The organism is Streptomyces cadmiisoli, from assembly GCF_003261055.1.
GTDB classification, from domain to species: domain Bacteria; phylum Actinomycetota; class Actinomycetes; order Streptomycetales; family Streptomycetaceae; genus Streptomyces; species Streptomyces cadmiisoli.
In genome coordinates this window covers 557,592-574,446 of record NZ_CP030073.1, presented here as the reverse complement: position 1 = coordinate 574,446, position 16,855 = coordinate 557,592, and the positions used below count along the sequence as shown (strand labels likewise).

Here is a 16,855-nt window from a genome sequence, read left to right as displayed (position 1 = left end):
ACCGCCGCCAGGAACACCGGCTGGACAGGGCTTAGTTGATCTAGCACTGAGTGGGCATGCTAACCACGCCGTCGGTGCTTGGGAAGTGTTCGAATACCTTGCCGCGGAGCCCTCCCGCGCGGCCGGTGAGGGGTTACTATCCAGCCGTGCCGATACCGAAGATCACTTTCGTGACCGCGAGACCGCACGGACGGGCGTCGGTGCGATGACGGCGGTGCCCACCGTCGTGGTCATCGGCAGCGGCTCCCTCGCCGCCTCCGTCTGCGCAGGCTTGGCGACGGCGGCCGGACCGCCACTGCGGGTGATCGTGGCAGCCCGCGGGGAGAGCGTCGGCCACCTGTGCGAGCTGGCCGGCACACGTGCCGCGCTGGCCGGTCGCGCCGCGCAGTTCCGGCCCCGGACGACCGGCCCGGACCTGCGGGCCGCGCTGCCCGAGGTGATCCGCGAGGAGGCCCCGGACGGTGTGCTGCTGTGCGCTTCCCACCAGTCGCCGTGGGAGCGCCGCGGGGCACCTTCGGCCTGGACCGCCCTGCTCGGGCGCGGTGGCTTCGGGCTGACGCTCCCGCTGCAGGCGGATCTCGCCCTGGTGGCAGGCCGGGCCGCGGCCGAATGCGGCTCCTGGTTCGTCAACGCCTGCTTCCCGGACGCGGTCAACCCGGTGCTTGCCGCGCTGAGAGTGCCGGTGCTGTGCGGCATCGGCAACGTGGCGCTGCTCGCCGCGAGTCTGCAGGCCCGGCTCGGCCTGCCCGACCAGCGCCGACTGCGGGTGGTCGGCCACCATGTGCACCTGAACCCGCCCGGCCCGGCGGGCGAGGCCCTCGGCTGGCTGGACGACGAGCCGCTGGACGGAGTCACCGCGGCGCTGGCCGGTCAGCGTGCCTGCGACCGTCCGGCCCTCAACCAGGTGACCGGACAGGCAGGCGCGATGCTCATCGACGCGCTCGCGAGCGGCTCGGAGCTGGACACCAGCCTGCCGGGCGTGGCCGGACTGCCCGGCGGCTACCCGGTGCGGATCAGCCACGGCCGCCTCACCCTGCGGCTGCCGGCCGGACTGAGCCGGGCCGAGGCGGTCGCGGCCAACCAGCGGTGGTCGCAGGCCGACGGCATCGTCGTCGAGAGCGGGCGGGTCAGGTTCGCCCCGGCCGCGACGGCGGCGCTGGCGGAGGCCGAACCGGGCTGGGAGGACGAGGAGTTCCCGGCCGAGCGGATCCCGGAGGTCTGCGGTCGGCTGCTCGAGCTGCGCGGGCGCCTGCGCCGCACACCGGTGGGGCAGCCCGCCGTACCCGAGGGGAACGGTGGGGCCAGATGACCGCAACGACTCCGCGCGACCGGCGGTTCCCTCGGCAACCGGACGACGCACCGCCCGTGCCCTTCGCCGACCACCACCGGCAGCAGACCGGCTACAGCCCGCCCGCCCGCCACGGGACGATCCCGGCCGCGTTCGCGGCACAGGCCGCCCGGCAACCCGACGCCGTTGCGGTGCTCGGCGAGGGCGAGCCGTGGACGTACCGCATGCTGGCGGACGCGGCGGACCGGACCGCGGCCGCACTCCGGTCCGCCGGCGTCCGGCACGGTGACCGTGTCGGCATCCTGCTGGACCACTCACCGCAGACCGTCGCCGCGATCCTGGGCGTCCTGTTCGCCGGCGGCTGCTACGTGCCGCTCGACCCCGCCCATCCCGAACCGCGCCTGGCCCAACTCGTCGCGCTGGCCGGTATCGACGTCGTGATCGCCGACGCGGCGAGACCGGTGGACCGGCTGCGGGCCGAACCCCTGCGCGTCGTGCCGCCGCCGGAGCCGACCGCCCCCGGAGACCCGGACGTCCACTTCGACGAACAGCCGGCCCGTCCCGACGACGTGGCCTATCTGCTCTGCACCTCCGGTTCCACGGGCCGGCCCAAGGGCGTGCCGCAGACGCACCGCAACGTGCTGCACGGTGTCGCCAACCACATCGAGAACTTCCGCATCACACCTGCCGACCGGCTCAGTGTGGCGTCCTCCTTCAGTTTCGACATGGCGGTGACCGACACCTTCGCGGCACTGCTCGCCGGCGCGGCCACCGTCGTCGTGGACGTGCGCCGGCACGGCCCGGCCCACCTCGCACAGGCCCTGGCCGACCGGGGAACGACGGTCTTCCACTCCACACCGACCGTGTACCGCTATCTGGTCGACGCGCTCGGCGAGCGGCGCCTGGACACGATCCGCGCGGTCGTGCTCGGCGGCGAAACCGTCACCCGGCACGACGCGTTGCGCTGCCGCACGCACTTCGCGCCGGACTGTGTGTTCGTCAACGGGTACGGGGCCACCGAGGCCAGCTTCGCCGTGCAGGACCATCTGCCGCCGGACGCCGCGCTGGAACACGACGTCCTGCCCATCGGCTACCCGCTGGCCGGATACACCATCTCGCTCCTCGGCCCCGGGGACGAGCCGTCGGCCGACGAGGGGGAGATTGTCATCCACAGCCCGTACGTCGCGCCGGGCTACTGGCGGGCACCCGAACTGACCGCCGAGCGGTTCGGCGGCGGCGACGGCACCGGACACGGCATGTCGAGCTACCGCACCGGCGATCTGGGACGCCGGCTCCCGGACGGCAGGCTGGCGTATCTGGGCAGGCTGGACCGCCAGGTGAAGATCCGCGGCATCCGCGTCGAACTCGGCGAGGTCGAGTACCACCTCGCGGCACAGCCCGGCGTGCTGCGGGCAGTGGCGGTCGCCCGTCCCGACGACACCGGCCGCACGGAACTGCTCGGCTACGTGCAGCCCGTCGCGGGCACCCTCCTCGATCCCGCCCAGCTGCGCCGCGGAGTGGCGGCCCGGGTACCGGAGCATCTGGTGCCGCGCCTGCTGACCGTCCTCGACGCCCTACCGCTGACCAGCACCGGAAAGGTGGACACCCGGGCACTGCCCGCTCCGCAGGCACCCCGGCCCGCGGGACAGGGCCCAAGGCCGCGCACCGCGACCGAAGAGGCGATAGCCCGGGCGTGGTGCACGGTCCTCAAGACACCGGCCGTCGTCACCGACGCCAACTTCTTCGACCTCGGCGGCAATTCGCTCCTGCTCGCCGATGTACAACAGCTGCTGCAGGACAGCCTCGCTGTACCCGTGCAGATGGTGGACCTGTACCGGCATCCGACCGTCGCCGCGCTGGCCCGCCATCTCGACGGCCACGCCACCCCCACCGCCGCGCCCGATCTGCGCCGGGTCACCGAACGGGCCGCCCGCCGGGCCCGCCGCGAAGGGAAGGGGCGATGGTGAGCGAGTACGACGACCGCGTCGCCGTCGTCGGCCTCGCCGGCCGGTTCCCCGGCGCGGACAGCGTGCCGGAACTCTGGCGGCTGCTGCGCGACGGCGTCGACGCCGTCCACGACTACACCGAGGCGGAACTGCGCCAACTCGGCATCGCCCCGGGGCTGCTGGACGACCCGGCGCTGGTGCGCTCCGGCGGCGTACTGCCCGGCGGAGCGCTCGACGGCATCGCCGGGTTCGACGCGGACCTGTTCGGCTTCGACGCCCCCGACGCCGCCCTGCTCGACCCGCAGCACCGGCTGTTCCTCGAGTCGGCCTGGGAGGCGCTGGAGGACGCCGGCTGCGACCCGCGCCGGTACGACGGCGACGTCGGCGTGTTCACCGGCATCTCCACCAACCGCTACTTCCTCTTTCACCTGCTCGGCAACCCCGCGGCCTCGGACGGCCGCCCGGACGACTGGGAGGCGCAGCTCGCCACCCGGCCCGGCGCCGACTACCTGCCCGCCCAGGTGGCGTACCGGCTCGGACTGCGCGGGCCCGCGATGGCCGTCCAGACCGCGTGCTCCAGCTCGCTCACCGCCGTTTGCGTGGCGGCGCAGAGCCTCCTCGACTACGCCTGCGACCTCGCCGTCGCCGGCGGCGCGAGCGTCTCGCTGCCTCGCCACCGGCACACGCCCGAGGGACTGGTCTCACCCGACGGGCGGTGCCGGGCCTTCGACGCGGCGGCCGCCGGGACCGGATACAGCACCGGAGCCGCCGCGGTGGTCCTCAAGCGCTACGCCGACGTCGACCCGGACCGCGACCGCGTCCACGCCGTGCTGCGCGGCTGGGCGGTGAACAACGACGGCGCCCACCGCGCCGGTTTCGAGGCACCGGGAGCGGACGGGCAGGCCGCAGTGATCGCCGAGGCACTCGCCCGTGCCGCCGTGAGCCCGCACGAGGTCGGCTATCTGGAGGCGCACGGCAGCGCCACCGTCGTCGGCGACGCCATCGAACTCTCCGCTCTGCACCAGGTCTGGCGGACGGCCGGCGCGGCACCTGCCGGGTCCTGCGCGCTCGGCACCGTCAAGGCCAACATCGGCAACCTGGACGCGGCGTCGGGCATCGCCGGACTCGTGGCCGCCGTCCGCGCCGTCGCCGAGGGCACCGTGCCCGCCCATGTGCAGTTCCACGAGCCCCACCCGGAACTCGGGATCGAGACCGGGCCGTTCGCTGTGCCGCGGACGCTGCGGCCCTGGCCGCACGACGGCAGCCGACTGGCCGGCGTCAGCTCGTTCGGACTGGGCGGCAGCAACGCACACGTGGTGCTGGAACAGGCGGCCCGGCCCGCTCCGGCATCGACGGCCGGCTGGCACCTGCTGCCGCTCTCCGCGCACTCCCCGGCCGCCCTCGCCGAGGCCTGCCGGCGGCTGGCCGAACATCTGGAGACCGCCGGCCCCGGCACGCACCTGGCCGATCTCGCCTACACCCTTGCCACGGGCCGCCGGGTCCTGCCGTACCGTGCGGCGATCGCCGCCCACGAACCCGCCGAGGCGGCTGCGGCGCTGCGACGGGCCGCGGCGGGACCGCAGAGGCCACCGCTGCCGGCCGCGGCAGGACCGGAGCTGCATGCGGCCGCCGAATCCTGGCTGCGCGGTGAGGACACCGACTGGACGAGTTACCTCAAGAACCGCCCGGGACGGGTCTGCACGTTGCCCGCCTACCCGTTCCGGCGTCGGCGCCACTGGATCGATCCGCCGGCCCATCGGGCAGCTGACCGGGGAGGACCCGCATGACCACCGCACTCGTCGCCGAGCGCAACCTGATCCTCGACTACTACGAGCGGTTGCCGCAGGTCGTCGCGGCCCTGGTGGACGACCCGGCGCCGGTCACCGAACCCGGCGCGTTCTCACCCGGCTTCACGCTGCCGGAACCGGACGCCGGCGTCCGCGACTTCTTCGAGCCGGCCCGGGCCCAGTGGCGGGAACTCGGCAAGTACGGCAGCCACCGGCTGGTCATGCTGGACCTGGCCGGCAACCCCGGCACGCACACCACCAAGACCTTCCCCTCCCTGCTGATCGTCGCCCGCGCCGTGGAGTACATCCGCCGCACGGGCGAACCGGTCATGATCTTCACACCCACCTCGGCGAACAAGGGGACCGCTCTCCGCGACGCCGTGGCGCGGGCACTGGCCGCGGGGCTGGCCACCCCCGACCAACTGCGGATCGCCACGCTGGCCCCGGCCTCCGGCCGGTCCAAGCTGCGCGCCGGAAGCCTCACCGACGACGCGGAACTGCGCGCCCGCAACCCGCTGATGGTGTACGACGGCGAGCGCGCCGAGGACGTCAAGACGCTGGCCCGGCAGTTCACCGACGCCCACGCGGCCGACCTCAAACGACGCCACGGACTGAACCTGTGGTTCTCGCTGGACCTGCGCAACTACCTCGTGGCCGACACCGCACGGGCCTTCTTCGAGCAGGACGCGGATCCGACCGGCGCCGCCGGGCCGCGGCTGCACGCACACGCCGTGTCGAGCGCGTTCGGACTGCTCGGCTACCACGCCGGCCGGGACGTGCTGGAAGCCGCGGGCGAGGCTCGTCCGGCCAGCCGCCCGGCGAGCCTGCTCGTCCAGCACCTGGGCACCCCGGACATGGTGCTCAGCCTGCGCCGGGGCAGCTTCGACCGGGCCGGACTGCCGCGCTACGAGCGCGGCGACGACGGACTGTGGAGGCAGCGGACCGACCCCAACTTCCCGGGCGTCGCCGACGAGGTGGACGAGATCCTCGACCCGACCTTCTACACCCACCGCCCCGCCACCTCTCCGGCGATGAACGCGATCATCGCCCGGCACGGCGGCGACGGCATCGTGGTCTCGCGCCACGAGTGCCTCGAACGCTACCCCGCGCTGCGGGAGCTGGTCGCTGACCACGCGCGGCCGCTGCCGGACGATCCGCGGGCCCTGCGCGAGTGGTCGCTGGTCATGGCACTGACCGGTGTGTGCAACGCCATCGACCGCGGGCTGGTCGAAGCGGGCCGCGACGTGGTGGTCCACGGTTCCGGCTGGTACGCCGACGACGACGTGCGGACCCCCGAGGAGTCGGCGCTCGTACCGGTGTCGACGGTCGAGGACATCGCGGCGGCGCTGCTGTGAACTCCGACACGGCGGCACCTGTCCTCGCAGTGCGCACGCCCCGCCCGAGATCCAACGCGTTCGGCTGCGCGCCATGAAGCCGAGGAGAGCGGTCACGCCGCTGCTCGTCGGAGCAGGCGGCCTGGCCGTCGTCGCGGCAACAGGCGTGTGGGCGCTGTCGGGTGGGCTCTACGGCTGCACGAAGGCTGACCGGGAACTCGCTCCCACGCTGGCGTCCCTGCCCATCCTCGACGCGCACCCGAGCCGGACGCGGCCCGAGGACGAGCGGTACTCCGGATGCGACGACGATGACGGGTTCGCCTACGCCGGGCAGTACTACCGGTACACAACATCCCGAGCCGACGTGCTGGCCTTCTATCGCCAGGCTGCCGAGGAGGACGGCTGGCGACTCGAGAGTGCCGACTCCTCGCCGTCCCCGGCGCCCGGCAGCCTCGCGATCGACACGTCAGCGCTCTGCTTCGAGAAGCCTGTCGCGGGCACGACCGCACACCTCACCGTGTGGTTCCCCAGCGATCTCGGCGACAGCCCCGGCGATTACGGTCTGGACGTCACGGCCAGCCATGACGGAGCCGCCTGGTGCTGACACCCGGTGTCCCGCGTTTCCGCTCACCTTCTCCCCAAGGTGCCGTCGCCTGCCACTGGGAAGCCCGGTAGGCGGGCCTCGCGGCGGTGGCTCGCACGCTGTTGAGGGCGTAGTGGTGGCGGGACTTCACGGTGCCGGCAGGTATGCGGAGTAGGCGGCGCTGTACCGCTTTGATTGCCGGACGGTCTCCTCGCTGAGTACGGACTGGAATCCGCGGGGCCATGTCCGCGCGGTCGAGCAACTGTCCGACGGCAGCATCCTGGCGACGCTCGACGAGGTCCAGCTTGAGTGCTGGCTGTCGTCAGGACAGCGAAGGCGGTCGGGATCTTGTCATCGCCGCGGATGAGCGATCGGCCCGGGTCGGTCTGGTCCGGTCCGAGTGGAGGAAGCGTCCACAGGCCGTCGTCCGACTCTCACTCGAGGACGGGACACAGCTCGACCATCTCACCCCTTCCGCCCCGGTGTCCCTGGTGCGCTGCGCTGACGGCCTGCCGGCCCTCGCGCCTGCAGGATCAGCCGGGGAACGGAGCAGGCTCCGCGTACGGCGTGGCAGCCGGATCTGCTTCCGGGAGGTCACGCGCCAAGAGGGCGAGCGGAACCCTGAACGGAAGGAAGGATGGCTGACCGCAGCAGACCTGAAGGCAACGCCGTTGACCGAACGCCTCCGTGAGCCGACGAAGGTGGCAGTCAGACGGCTCTTCCCGTACTCCTGGATACCAGGTGAGACACACTTTGCCGGCCCTGGCGCAGAGACCACAGATGGTTGCCTGGTGTGCCGGCACCGTCCACCACGGCCATGGGTTGCAGCCCGGCGGCTCGTTCGTCATACGACGCGAGCCCACGCATGGAGAGCCGACCTGGACGGACCCCGACCCCGACGGGAAAGTGTGACCCGGCGCAGAGCGCCGGGTCGGATGCGGTCTACGCCACCTCGTGGGTCCGTTCGGGTGCTGCGCTGGAAGCGGTTCCCGCTGCGGCGCCCGGGGGCTGGTCGCGGAAGAGGCGGCCGGGCCACCAGAACCAGCGGCCGAAGTCCAGCGCGAGGGCGGGCACCAGGACCGTGCGGACGAGGAAGGTGTCCAGGAGGACGCCGATGCCCACGAGGACGCCCATCTGGGCCATCGTCACCAGCGGCAGTCCCGCGAAGATCGCGAAGGTGGCCGCCAGGACGATACCGGCCGAGGTGATGACGCCGCCGGTACTGGTCAGTCCTTCCAGGACGCCACGCTCGTAACCCAGCCTGCCGGTCTCCTCCTTCACGCGGTGCATGAGGAAGATGTTGTAGTCGATGCCGAGGGCGACGAGGAAGACGAAGCCCATCAGCGGGATCGACCAATCGACGCCCGCGAAGCCCAGGACGTGCTCGAAGAGCAGGTTCGAAGCGCCGAGGGCCGCGAAGTACGACAGCACGACCGTCGCCAGGAGCAGAAGCGGGGCGATCAGGGCCCGCAGGAGCAGGATCAGTACGCCCAGGACGACCAGGAGCACGATCGGGACGACCGTCGTCAGGTCGCGGTCGGCGGCGCGCCGGGTGTCGAGCATCTCGGCGGTGGTGCCGCCGACCAGGGCGCCCAGGGGGTTCACTGCCGTGCGCAGCTCGTCGATCGTCTCCTTGGCGGCCTGGCTGTCCGGCGCGTCCTTCAGCACCACGGAGACGGTGGTGAGTTCGCCGTCCGGGGTGCGGTCGGTGGCGTCCTCGACGCGGGCCACGCCGTCCACCCCGGCGGCGGCCGACCTGACCGCGGTTGCCTGGTCGGTGCGGGTGACGATGTCCGCCGGGTCGGTCGAGCCCGACGGGTAGTGCAGCGAGATGCGCTCCTGTGCCACGACCGACTCGGGCTTGTCCTGGAACATTTCCGCTTGGGTCAGACCCATGTTGATGCTCACCGCGCTCAGCGCGAGCACGCCGGTGACGGCGACCGACATGAGCCACGACCAGCGGGGGCGCCGGGCCACGGCGGCACCGACACGGGACCAGATGGTGCGCGGTGCGCGGACGGGCGTGCCGTGGCGTGGGACGAAGGGCCAGAACACCCAGCGGCCCGTGATGACGAGCAGCGCCGGAAGCACGGTGACCATGGCGACGAAGCCGCAGATGACGCCGACCGCTCCGACCAGCCCGAGCGAGCGGGAGGAGTTGATGTCGGCGAGGGCGAGGCAGGACAGGCCGACGGCGATGGTGGCGGCGGAGGCCAGGATCGCCGGGCCGGAGCGGCGCAGCGCGATCCGCATCGCGTCGTGGCGGTCCTCGTGGCGGTGCAGTTCCTCGCGGTAGCGGGCGATGAGGAGCAGGGCGTAGTCCGTGCCGACACCGAAGACCAGGACCATGAGCACGCCCGCGCTCTGCGGGTCCACCGGGAGTCCGGCGTGCTTCGCCAGCAAGTACGTGGTGACCTGCGTGAGGACGGCCGCGAAGCCCACGGAGAGCAGCGGCAGCAGCCACAGGACGGGACTGCGGTAGGTGAGCAGCAGCAGGACGGCCACCACCAGGCCGGTGGCCAGGAGCAGCGTGGTGTCGAGGCCGTCGAAGACCGCCACGGAGTCGGTGAGCGATCCGGCGGGGCCGCCGACCTCGACGTCGAGGCCGGGCGGGGCGTTGGCGCCGGCCAGGTCGCGCAGCTCGTCGACCTTGTCGGTGATGTCGTCCTCGCTGTCCAGCGGAACGATCGTCATCAGAGCCTTGCCGTCCTCGGACGGGATGGGCCGCGACACTTCCCGACCGGCAGGGACGTACCGTGCGAAGGCGTCACGGTCGGCCGCCGCCGCGGCCTGCGCGCCGTCGCCGGCGTACACGACGACGGCCGGCATCACCGTGTCCGTGCGGAACCTCTCCAGCTCCGTGTTGACCCGCGCGGACTCGGAGCCGCGCGGCAGGAAGGCGTTGGGGCCGGATTCCTCGACGTCGCCGAGCTTGCCGGCCAGTGGGCCGAGGGCGACGGCCAGGATCAGCCAGAGCGCCAGGACCAGCCATTTGCCGCGCTGCCCGCCGGGGGCACGGGCGACGCGCTTGAGCAGCGCACGCATGAGTAGTCTCCTTGTGTAGGGAGCGCGCCGCCGGCCGTTTACCGACCGGCATCAGGGCGCACGGGCCCGCACCACGGCGCTTGCAGGTGTGACGACCTGCCGTGGTGTCGGGTGGGTGTGTCCGAGGGGTGTGTTCTTCCCTCGTACGGCCGGGAGTTGCCGCTCCCGGCCGTACGAGCTTCTTCGCGTCTCGAGCGCGTGCGGTGATGCTGTCGGGGTGCTATTCGATCTCGCGCATCATCTTCTCCATCGAGGTCACCGCGAGCCGGGTCCGCGTCAGCTCGTCCAGGGTCTGCCGCTGCTCCTCGGCCGTTCGGCGCTGGAGCTCCACGGTGTCCTCCAGGAGCTCGGCGTACTTCGCCGCGAGATCCTTGTACTGCTGCTCGCGCGCGGCCAGCATCCGGGCCCGCCAGGTGGCGGCGAACTGCCAGACGATCACGATCAGCAGGGTGAAGAGCCCGGCCGCGCCCACGGCCCCGACCAGCGCGCCCACGGTTTCGGCGCTGTCGGCGAGCGTCACCTGTTCCGCATTCACTTCGCTTCCTCTTTCTCGGCCTCGGTCCTCTCGGCCTCGGTCCTCTCGGCCTCGGTTCTCCCGGCCTGGGTCTTCTCGGCCTCGGTGAGTGTCGCGGCCGCGCGCGCGACGACTTCGGGTGTCAACTCGTAGAAGAACGGCGCGACATCGAAGTACTTCATGGTCTTGCCGTCCTCAGCGAGCTCCAGCGTGCCGACGACCAGTCCTGCCGCCTCCAGCCGCTGGAGGTGCATGTGCAGCAGCGGCCGGCTCATCCCGATCTCACGAGCCAGTGCACTGACGTAGTTCCGGCGCTCCAGCAGCGCCGCGACGATGCGCATGCGGTGCGGGTTGCCGAGTGCGGAGAGCACTCTCAGCAACTCGTCGCCCGTCGGTGCCGGAGGCGGGACCTCGGGCATCGCGGCCCCTTTCGTCGTACCTGTAAGAAAAGGCTGACAGGCCTCGCCGGTACCTGTCAAAGATTCCTGACACATATCAGGGAGGGATGGGGGACATCTCAGGGTCACGTACGGGGCCGGGCCCTGCATCGTCCGCCGGAGCCGACTACTCCCGCTGTCGTATGCAGCCGTAGCCCCACGCTCCTACCGTGAGTGCGTGACGTTCTACGACCGGCAGACAGCCCGGCTGCGGACCCTGCCACCGATGGCCACGGACCTCCTCGTCGTTGCCGCGGTCGCGCTGTTCACCGGGCCGGACGTGGCCGTGAACGAACCGCCGTACCGGCAGGCGGACTGGTTCACCTGGCTGCTGCTCGCCGTCTCGCTGCCGGCGCTGGTGTGGCGGCGGCGGTGGCCCGTGCAGGTCGCGGCGGTCACAGGAGCGGCCTGCGCGGCCTGGGCCCTGTACGGACACATCGGCGAGCTGCTGAACCTGCCGACGATCGTGGCGCTGTACACCGTGGCGGTCCAGGGCGACCGGCGGCGCACCCTGTGGACCGGCCTCGTCGCCTCCCTGGCGTCGGGAGCCGTAGCTCTGCGGATCGGCCACGACGTGGTCGATCCGCAGGGACTGCCGGTCCTGGAGATGCTCTGGCCGCTGGTTCCGCTGCTGCTCGGAGAAGCGGTGCGCACCCGGCGGCAGCTGTTGGCCGAGTACGCCGCCCAAGCCGCCCGCGCCGAGGAGGACCGGGAACGGGAGGCCGTGCGCCGGGTGCGTGAGGAGCGGGTGCGCATCGCCCGGGAGCTGCACGACGTCGTCGCGCACACCGTGACGGCGATGACCGTCCAGGCAGGCGTGGCCCTGGAGGCTTTCGAGGTGAAACCCGCAGTGGCCCGGCAGGCCATGCGGCAGGTGCGGGACTCCGGCAAGGAGGCGGTACGCGAACTGAGGGCCACCGTCACCGTGCTGCGGGAGCGGGAGGACGACACGATCGAGCCGACGCCGGGTCTTGCGCGTCTCCCCGGGCTGGTCGGCCGGTTCGCGGGCAGCGGCGTCGAGATCACCCTCCGGCAGGGGGCCGACGCGGACGGACTGCCACCCGTGGTCGAGCTGGCCGCCTACCGGATCGTGCAGGAAGCGCTGACCAACGTCGTCCGGCACTCCGGCGCCCGGCACGCGGTCGTATCGGTGAACAGGCAGGGCAGCGGGCTCTCGGTCGAGATCCGCGACGACGGGAGCCCGCCTCAGGCCCCCGGCATGCCCGGCGGCTTCGGACTGCTCGGGATGCGCGAGCGTGCGATGGCCGCCGGCGGCACACTCGAGCACGGGGTGATGGACGGCGGGGGATACCGGGTGCGGGCGGTGCTCCCGGCAGACGGCAGCTTGGAAGAGGAGCGATCGTGACCGTACGTGTCGTCCTGGCCGACGACCAGACCGTAGTCCGCGCCGGCTTCCGCGCCCTGCTGGACCTCACGGAGGACCTGGTCGTCGTCGCCGAGGCGGCCGACGGCACGCAGGCCGTCGAGGCGGTGCGGCTGACCCGTCCCGACGTGGTCCTGATGGACATCCGCATGCCCAGCGTCGACGGCATCGAGGCCACCCGCCGTATCGCCGCCGACAGCGACCTCGACGGCGTACGCGTCCTCATGCTCACCACCTATCAGATCGACGAGTACGTCTTCGAGGCGCTGCGGCACGGAGCGGCCGGGTTCCTGCTCAAGGACGTCGAGCCGGATGCGCTGCGGGAAGCGATCCGCACGGTCGCGGCCGGACAGAGTCTGCTCGCGCCCGCCGTCACACGCGCTGTGGTGCAGGAGTTCGCCCGGCTCAGGCGTCCCGAGGCGGCCGGTGCCGAGCGGCTGGCCGCGCTCACCGAGCGGGAGCGCGAGGTGATGGGGCTGGTCGCGGCGGGGCTCAGCAACGAGGAGATCGGCCGCGAGCTGCTGATGAGCCCGCTCACCGCGAAGACCCATGTCAGCCGCGCGATGACCAAGCTGAGGGCCCGTGACCGGGCGCAACTGGTGGTACTGGCCTTCGAGACCGGACTGGTCAGGCCCGGCGAGCAGGCCCCGCTACTCCCGCGGGAGTAGCAGCCGACTCCCAGCAGCAGATGTCCACTTCGCCCCGGTGGCCTACCGTCGCCTGCATGATCGAGGCACACGCTCTCACCAAGCGGTACGGCGGCAGAACCGCTGTCGACCGGCTGACCTTCACCGTCCGGCCCGGCCGCGTGACCGGGTTCCTCGGCCCGAACGGCGCCGGCAAGTCCACCACACTGCGAGTCGTTCTCGGCCTGGACACCCCGACCTCCGGCACGGTGACGGTCGCGGGACGGCCGTACGCCGAACTTCCCGCCCCCCTGCGCACGGTCGGTTCCCTGCTGGACGCGGGGGGCACCCACAGCGGCCGCACCGCCCGCCACCACCTGGCCGGGCTCGCGGCGAGCAACAGCATCCCGCGCGGCCGAGTCGACGACGTCCTGGACCTCACCGGCCTCACCGACGTGGCCGACCACCGGGTGAAAGGCTTCTCGCTCGGCATGAACCAGCGGCTCGGCATCGCCGCCGCGCTTCTCGGCGACCCGGAGATCCTGCTCCTCGACGAGCCCGTCAACGGCCTGGACACGGAGGGCGTCCGCTGGATCCGCACGCTGCTCAGGACCCTTGCCACGCAAGGCCGCACGGTCTTCCTCTCCAGCCACCTGATGAGCGAGATGGAACTGACCGCCGACCACGTGATCGTGATCGGCCGCGGCAGGCTGCTGGCCGACACCACCGTGCGCGACTTCATCGAGGCCAACTCCCAGGCACACACACTCGTCCGTTCCCCCGAGCCGGAAAGGCTCCGCGGCCTGCTGGAGGCCAGGGGCGCGACTGTACGGCCCGAGGCACGCGGAGGTTGGCGAGTCGACGGCCCGGACGCCGCCACCATCGGCGACCTGGCACGCGACCACGGACTGGCCCTCCACGAACTCACCCCGGCGCGCTCCTCATTGGAGGACGTCTACACGGCCCTGGCAGGGGGAGCGTCCGAATTCCGCACCCAGGAACGCCAGGAGGCCACCCGATGACCACACGGACGATCGGCTTCCAGCAGTCCCTGGCCCACGAGTGGATCAAGTTCCGAAGTCTGCGCTCGCTGGTGTGGACGACCGCCGCGACCGCCGTCGTGCCCGTCCTGGGCGCCGTGTTCGTCGCGGCCACCGGGAGCCTGCGACCGGACGACACGATACTGGGCGGCAGCCTCACCCTCTCCGTCGTCGCCCAACTGCTGGCGGCCGTCACCGGCGCACTCGTCATCACCGGCGAGTACGGCAGCGGCACCATCCGCACAACGTTCGCCGCCACCCCGCGCCGCACCACCGTGCTGTCGGCGAAAGCCGCGCTGCTCATTGGACTGACCTACGCCTCGGCGCTGCTGTCCTGCACCCTCGCCTACGCCGTCGGCGGCGCGCTGCTCGACAAAGGCCGGTACGCCCAAGGAGAGCCGCTGCCCGCCCTGTTCGGCATCGCCGCGTCCTTCACCGTCGCCGCACTGCTCGGACTGGCGGTGGGCACCCTCGTACGGCACTCTGCCGGCGCCGTCACCGCCGTGATCGGCGTGATGCTCTTTCCCTCCCTCATCGGCCCGTTGTTCGGCGACGCCCAGCCCTGGGTCGCGGGAGTCTCCCCGACAGCCGCACTCCAAAAGCTCACCCAGACCTCGGACGCGACTTCGGAGACGGTCGGCAGTCTCGGCGCGTGGCCCTCCCTGATGCTCGTGGCGGCCGGAACCACGGTCCTGCTCCTGCTGGCGGCCGGCGCACTGCGCGCATGGGACCTGTGAACGCAGTCGACACAGGACGAACCGCAGTTGAGCCACCAGGAAAGGGGTCATGTCATGCCATGGAGTCCTGCTCGCTCACGGCTGCTGCTCGCCCTGGTGATCGCGGACCTCCTGCTGCTCGCGACCGCGTCCGCCACGGACGCCCGAACGACACCCTCACCACCGCACGGTGCGTGCGTCCTCCTGGCGCAGGACGCGGGTGACCGGCTCGTCGACCTCACCATCGACTCGCCCGCGCTGGGACGCACGGCCACGGTCCGGTTGCTCACCCCTGACGGCTGGGAGCAGCGAAGGCCCGGCCAGAGCTGGCCGACGCTGTATCTGCTGGTCGGTGGCGACGGCAACCACAAGGCCTGGCCCGAGGACTACCCGGTCGGCCTGACGGAGTTGCACGAGCTGCGGAACGTACTGGTCGTCATGCCGGAGATGCCGCTGTTCGGCTTCTGCACCGACTGGCACAACGCCGGCCGGGGTGGCCCGCCCGCTGTGGAGAGCTTCCATCTGAAGGAGGTGCTTCCTCGGCCTGGTCTGGAAAGCCCTGTGGGGCGACCCGGTCGCCCAGCGCGCCACCTGGCAGGCCCACGAGCCCTATTACCTCACCGCCCGCCTAGGCACCCTGCCGGTGTACCTCTCCAGCGGAGACGGCACCGCCGGCCCACTCGACCCACCGGGCACCGAACCGGACCCGCACGTCCCCGGGCTGGAGGACCCGTCCGAGCCGTTCCCCGACAACGCGATCTCTCCGACGGAAACGCTGATGCCGCGAGAGTCGAGCGCCCTGGCCACCCGACTGGCCTCGCTGGGGACCCCGGTGACCACGCATTTCTACGCCGGTACCCACTCCCCACCGTACTGGGCACGGGAGTTCCGCCGGTCACTGCCGATGCTGCTTCGGACACCGGGGTTGTGACGCGTTCCGCGACGTCATGGGCCGGGAGGCGCCGCGGTCCGCGGCCGGAGCCCACATCGGCCGCTGCGGGGCGGCGGCCCGGCACGAGTCGGCCGAGGGCACCGATCACCGCGCCGCGATGCTCCGTGCTGCTCGCGCCTGGGCTCACCGTGAGCGCTGGTCACCGCTGATCGCTGGTGGCATGGGAGTGCCCGTTCGCATCGATGGCGGCTCGTTGTGCCGGCTCGGCGTACGGCTGGTCGGAGCGCTCGAGTTCGGCTTGCAGGGCATCCAGGGCACGGCGCGCTGCGGTGATCCGTTCCCTCAGCTGTCGGGAGTCCGGCGCGCTCGCCGCATGTTCAGGCTCGTCCTGCTCCGTCTGCCGCGCCTCGTCCAGGGAGGTGAGGACAACGCCGATGAGGACGTTGACGAGCACGAAGGAGGCGAGCAGAACGTAGGAGCCGTAGTAGAGCAGGCTCCAGCGGGAGACTTCCAAGCCGGCACGGACCGCGTCGCCGATGCCGTCCAGCGTCATCAGAAGGAACAGAGTGAGCACGGCGCGACCGATGGAGCCGTAGTGCACCGGGTCGTGGCTGCTGAAGAAGACCCAGCCGACCATGGCGTACAGATACAGCAGCAGGGTGCCGACGAGCAGGAAACTGAGCGTGCCGGGCAGACTGCGCGCGACCGCCGTCAGTACGACGCGGAGTTGGGGCAGGAAGCGTGCGGTTCGCAGCACGCGAGCGAGGCGCAGCAGCCGCAGCACCGTGGTGTTCTCGCGAACGAGAGGCAGAAACGCGCACAGCACCACGGCCAGGTCGAAGACGTTCCAGGGGTCCTTCCAGAATTGCCCGGGCCGATCGGCATGAGCGGCGAGGCGCAGCAGGATCTCGACGGTGAAGGCGGCGAGGCATACGTGTTCGGCGAGCCGTAACCAGCGGTGCCATTCGGCGACCAGCCCCTGGTAGGTCTCGGCGCCCAACAGGGCAGCGTTGAACAGGATCAACGCGAAGACGGCAATGGCGAACCAAGGGGCTTCCGTGATGGCGCGGCAGCGACTCGCCAGTTGCCGCCGAAGGGAAGTGTCCGCCGGTGCGTCACTTGGCTCAAGGTGGTCCAGCATCCTGCTGTGTTGCTCCCTCGCACGGTGCCGCTCTCCCGGCCGACGAGACCGGATAGCGTGCCTGTTGCGCGATTCGGTGCCAGAAGAGACTTCTACGGAACTGTAGAGCAGTGCACGTCGCT

14 protein-coding genes are annotated in these 16,855 nt (G+C 71.7%); 10 read left to right on the top strand and 4 right to left on the bottom strand.

The features are described from left to right. Positions 1–214 precede the first annotated feature (214 nt). The 5 genes from DN051_RS44855 to DN051_RS02495 all read left to right on the top strand — a co-directional run bounded on the left by DN051_RS44855 (position 215) and on the right by DN051_RS02495 (position 6,959). A complete protein-coding gene (locus tag DN051_RS44855) occupies positions 215–1,309 on the top strand; it encodes a potassium transporter TrkA (RefSeq protein WP_162624805.1) in 1,095 nt (364 codons plus the stop codon). Then, complete coding sequence (locus tag DN051_RS02510) at positions 1,306–3,255, top strand: non-ribosomal peptide synthetase (protein ID WP_162624804.1); 1,950 nt, start codon at positions 1,306–1,308, stop codon at positions 3,253–3,255. The genes DN051_RS44855 and DN051_RS02510 overlap by 4 nt, the downstream gene beginning before the upstream one ends. Then, positions 3,249–5,021 carry a beta-ketoacyl synthase N-terminal-like domain-containing protein gene (locus DN051_RS02505; RefSeq protein ID WP_199314852.1) on the top strand — a complete coding sequence of 591 codons (1,773 nt, stop codon included), beginning with the start codon at positions 3,249–3,251 and terminating at the stop codon, positions 5,019–5,021. Before DN051_RS02510 ends, DN051_RS02505 begins: the two co-directional genes overlap by 7 nt. Beyond that, positions 5,018–6,376: a DUF6002 family protein gene (locus DN051_RS02500; protein WP_112437827.1), complete on the top strand. Its 1,359-nt coding sequence runs from the start codon at positions 5,018–5,020 to the stop codon at positions 6,374–6,376. The genes DN051_RS02505 and DN051_RS02500 overlap by 4 nt, the downstream gene beginning before the upstream one ends. 73 nt (positions 6,377–6,449) lie before the next feature. Continuing rightward, the gene (locus tag DN051_RS02495; RefSeq protein ID WP_112437826.1) at positions 6,450–6,959 is read left to right on the top strand and encodes a hypothetical protein; all 510 of its coding nucleotides are present in this window, start codon (positions 6,450–6,452) and stop codon (positions 6,957–6,959) included. Between the two features lie 921 nt (positions 6,960–7,880). On the opposite strand, the gene DN051_RS02490 is transcribed toward DN051_RS02495, so the two are convergent. The 3 genes from DN051_RS02490 to DN051_RS02480 form a co-directional block, all read right to left on the bottom strand. After that, positions 7,881–9,983 carry an MMPL family transporter gene (locus DN051_RS02490; RefSeq protein ID WP_112437825.1) on the bottom strand — a complete coding sequence of 701 codons (2,103 nt, stop codon included), beginning with the start codon at positions 9,981–9,983 and terminating at the stop codon, positions 7,881–7,883. A 220-nt stretch (positions 9,984–10,203) separates the two neighbouring features. Continuing rightward, positions 10,204–10,518 carry a hypothetical protein gene (locus tag DN051_RS02485; protein ID WP_053758938.1) on the bottom strand — a complete coding sequence of 105 codons (315 nt, stop codon included), beginning with the start codon at positions 10,516–10,518 and terminating at the stop codon, positions 10,204–10,206. Further along, entirely contained in the window at positions 10,515–10,916 is a 402-nt protein-coding gene (locus DN051_RS02480; RefSeq protein WP_112437824.1) for an ArsR/SmtB family transcription factor, read from the bottom strand. The genes DN051_RS02485 and DN051_RS02480 overlap by 4 nt, the downstream gene beginning before the upstream one ends. Before the next feature lie 196 nt (positions 10,917–11,112). Here DN051_RS02480 and DN051_RS02475 point away from each other — a divergent pair, with 196 nt between their 5' ends. From DN051_RS02475 to DN051_RS47510, 5 genes are all read left to right on the top strand, one after another. Beyond that, positions 11,113–12,300 (top strand): sensor histidine kinase, encoded by a 1,188-nt coding sequence (locus tag DN051_RS02475; RefSeq protein WP_112437823.1) that lies wholly within the window; start codon positions 11,113–11,115, stop codon positions 12,298–12,300. Further along, a complete protein-coding gene (locus DN051_RS02470; RefSeq protein ID WP_112437822.1) occupies positions 12,297–12,986 on the top strand; it encodes a response regulator in 690 nt (229 codons plus the stop codon). Before DN051_RS02475 ends, DN051_RS02470 begins: the two co-directional genes overlap by 4 nt. A gap of 56 nt (positions 12,987–13,042) precedes the next feature. Further along, positions 13,043–13,966, top strand: a complete 924-nt coding sequence (locus DN051_RS02465; protein WP_112437821.1) for an ABC transporter ATP-binding protein — start codon at positions 13,043–13,045, stop codon at positions 13,964–13,966. Beyond that, positions 13,963–14,721: an ABC-2 transporter permease gene (locus tag DN051_RS02460; protein ID WP_112437820.1), complete on the top strand. Its 759-nt coding sequence runs from the start codon at positions 13,963–13,965 to the stop codon at positions 14,719–14,721. Before DN051_RS02465 ends, DN051_RS02460 begins: the two co-directional genes overlap by 4 nt. Positions 14,722–15,343: 622 nt before the next feature. Further along, the gene (locus tag DN051_RS47510) at positions 15,344–15,631 is read left to right on the top strand and encodes a hypothetical protein (RefSeq protein ID WP_342781527.1); all 288 of its coding nucleotides are present in this window, start codon (positions 15,344–15,346) and stop codon (positions 15,629–15,631) included. A 160-nt stretch (positions 15,632–15,791) separates the two neighbouring features. Here DN051_RS47510 and DN051_RS02450 read toward each other — a convergent pair whose 3' ends face one another. Next, a complete protein-coding gene (locus DN051_RS02450; protein WP_112437819.1) occupies positions 15,792–16,733 on the bottom strand; it encodes an ion transporter in 942 nt (313 codons plus the stop codon). Positions 16,734–16,855 lie beyond the last annotated feature (122 nt).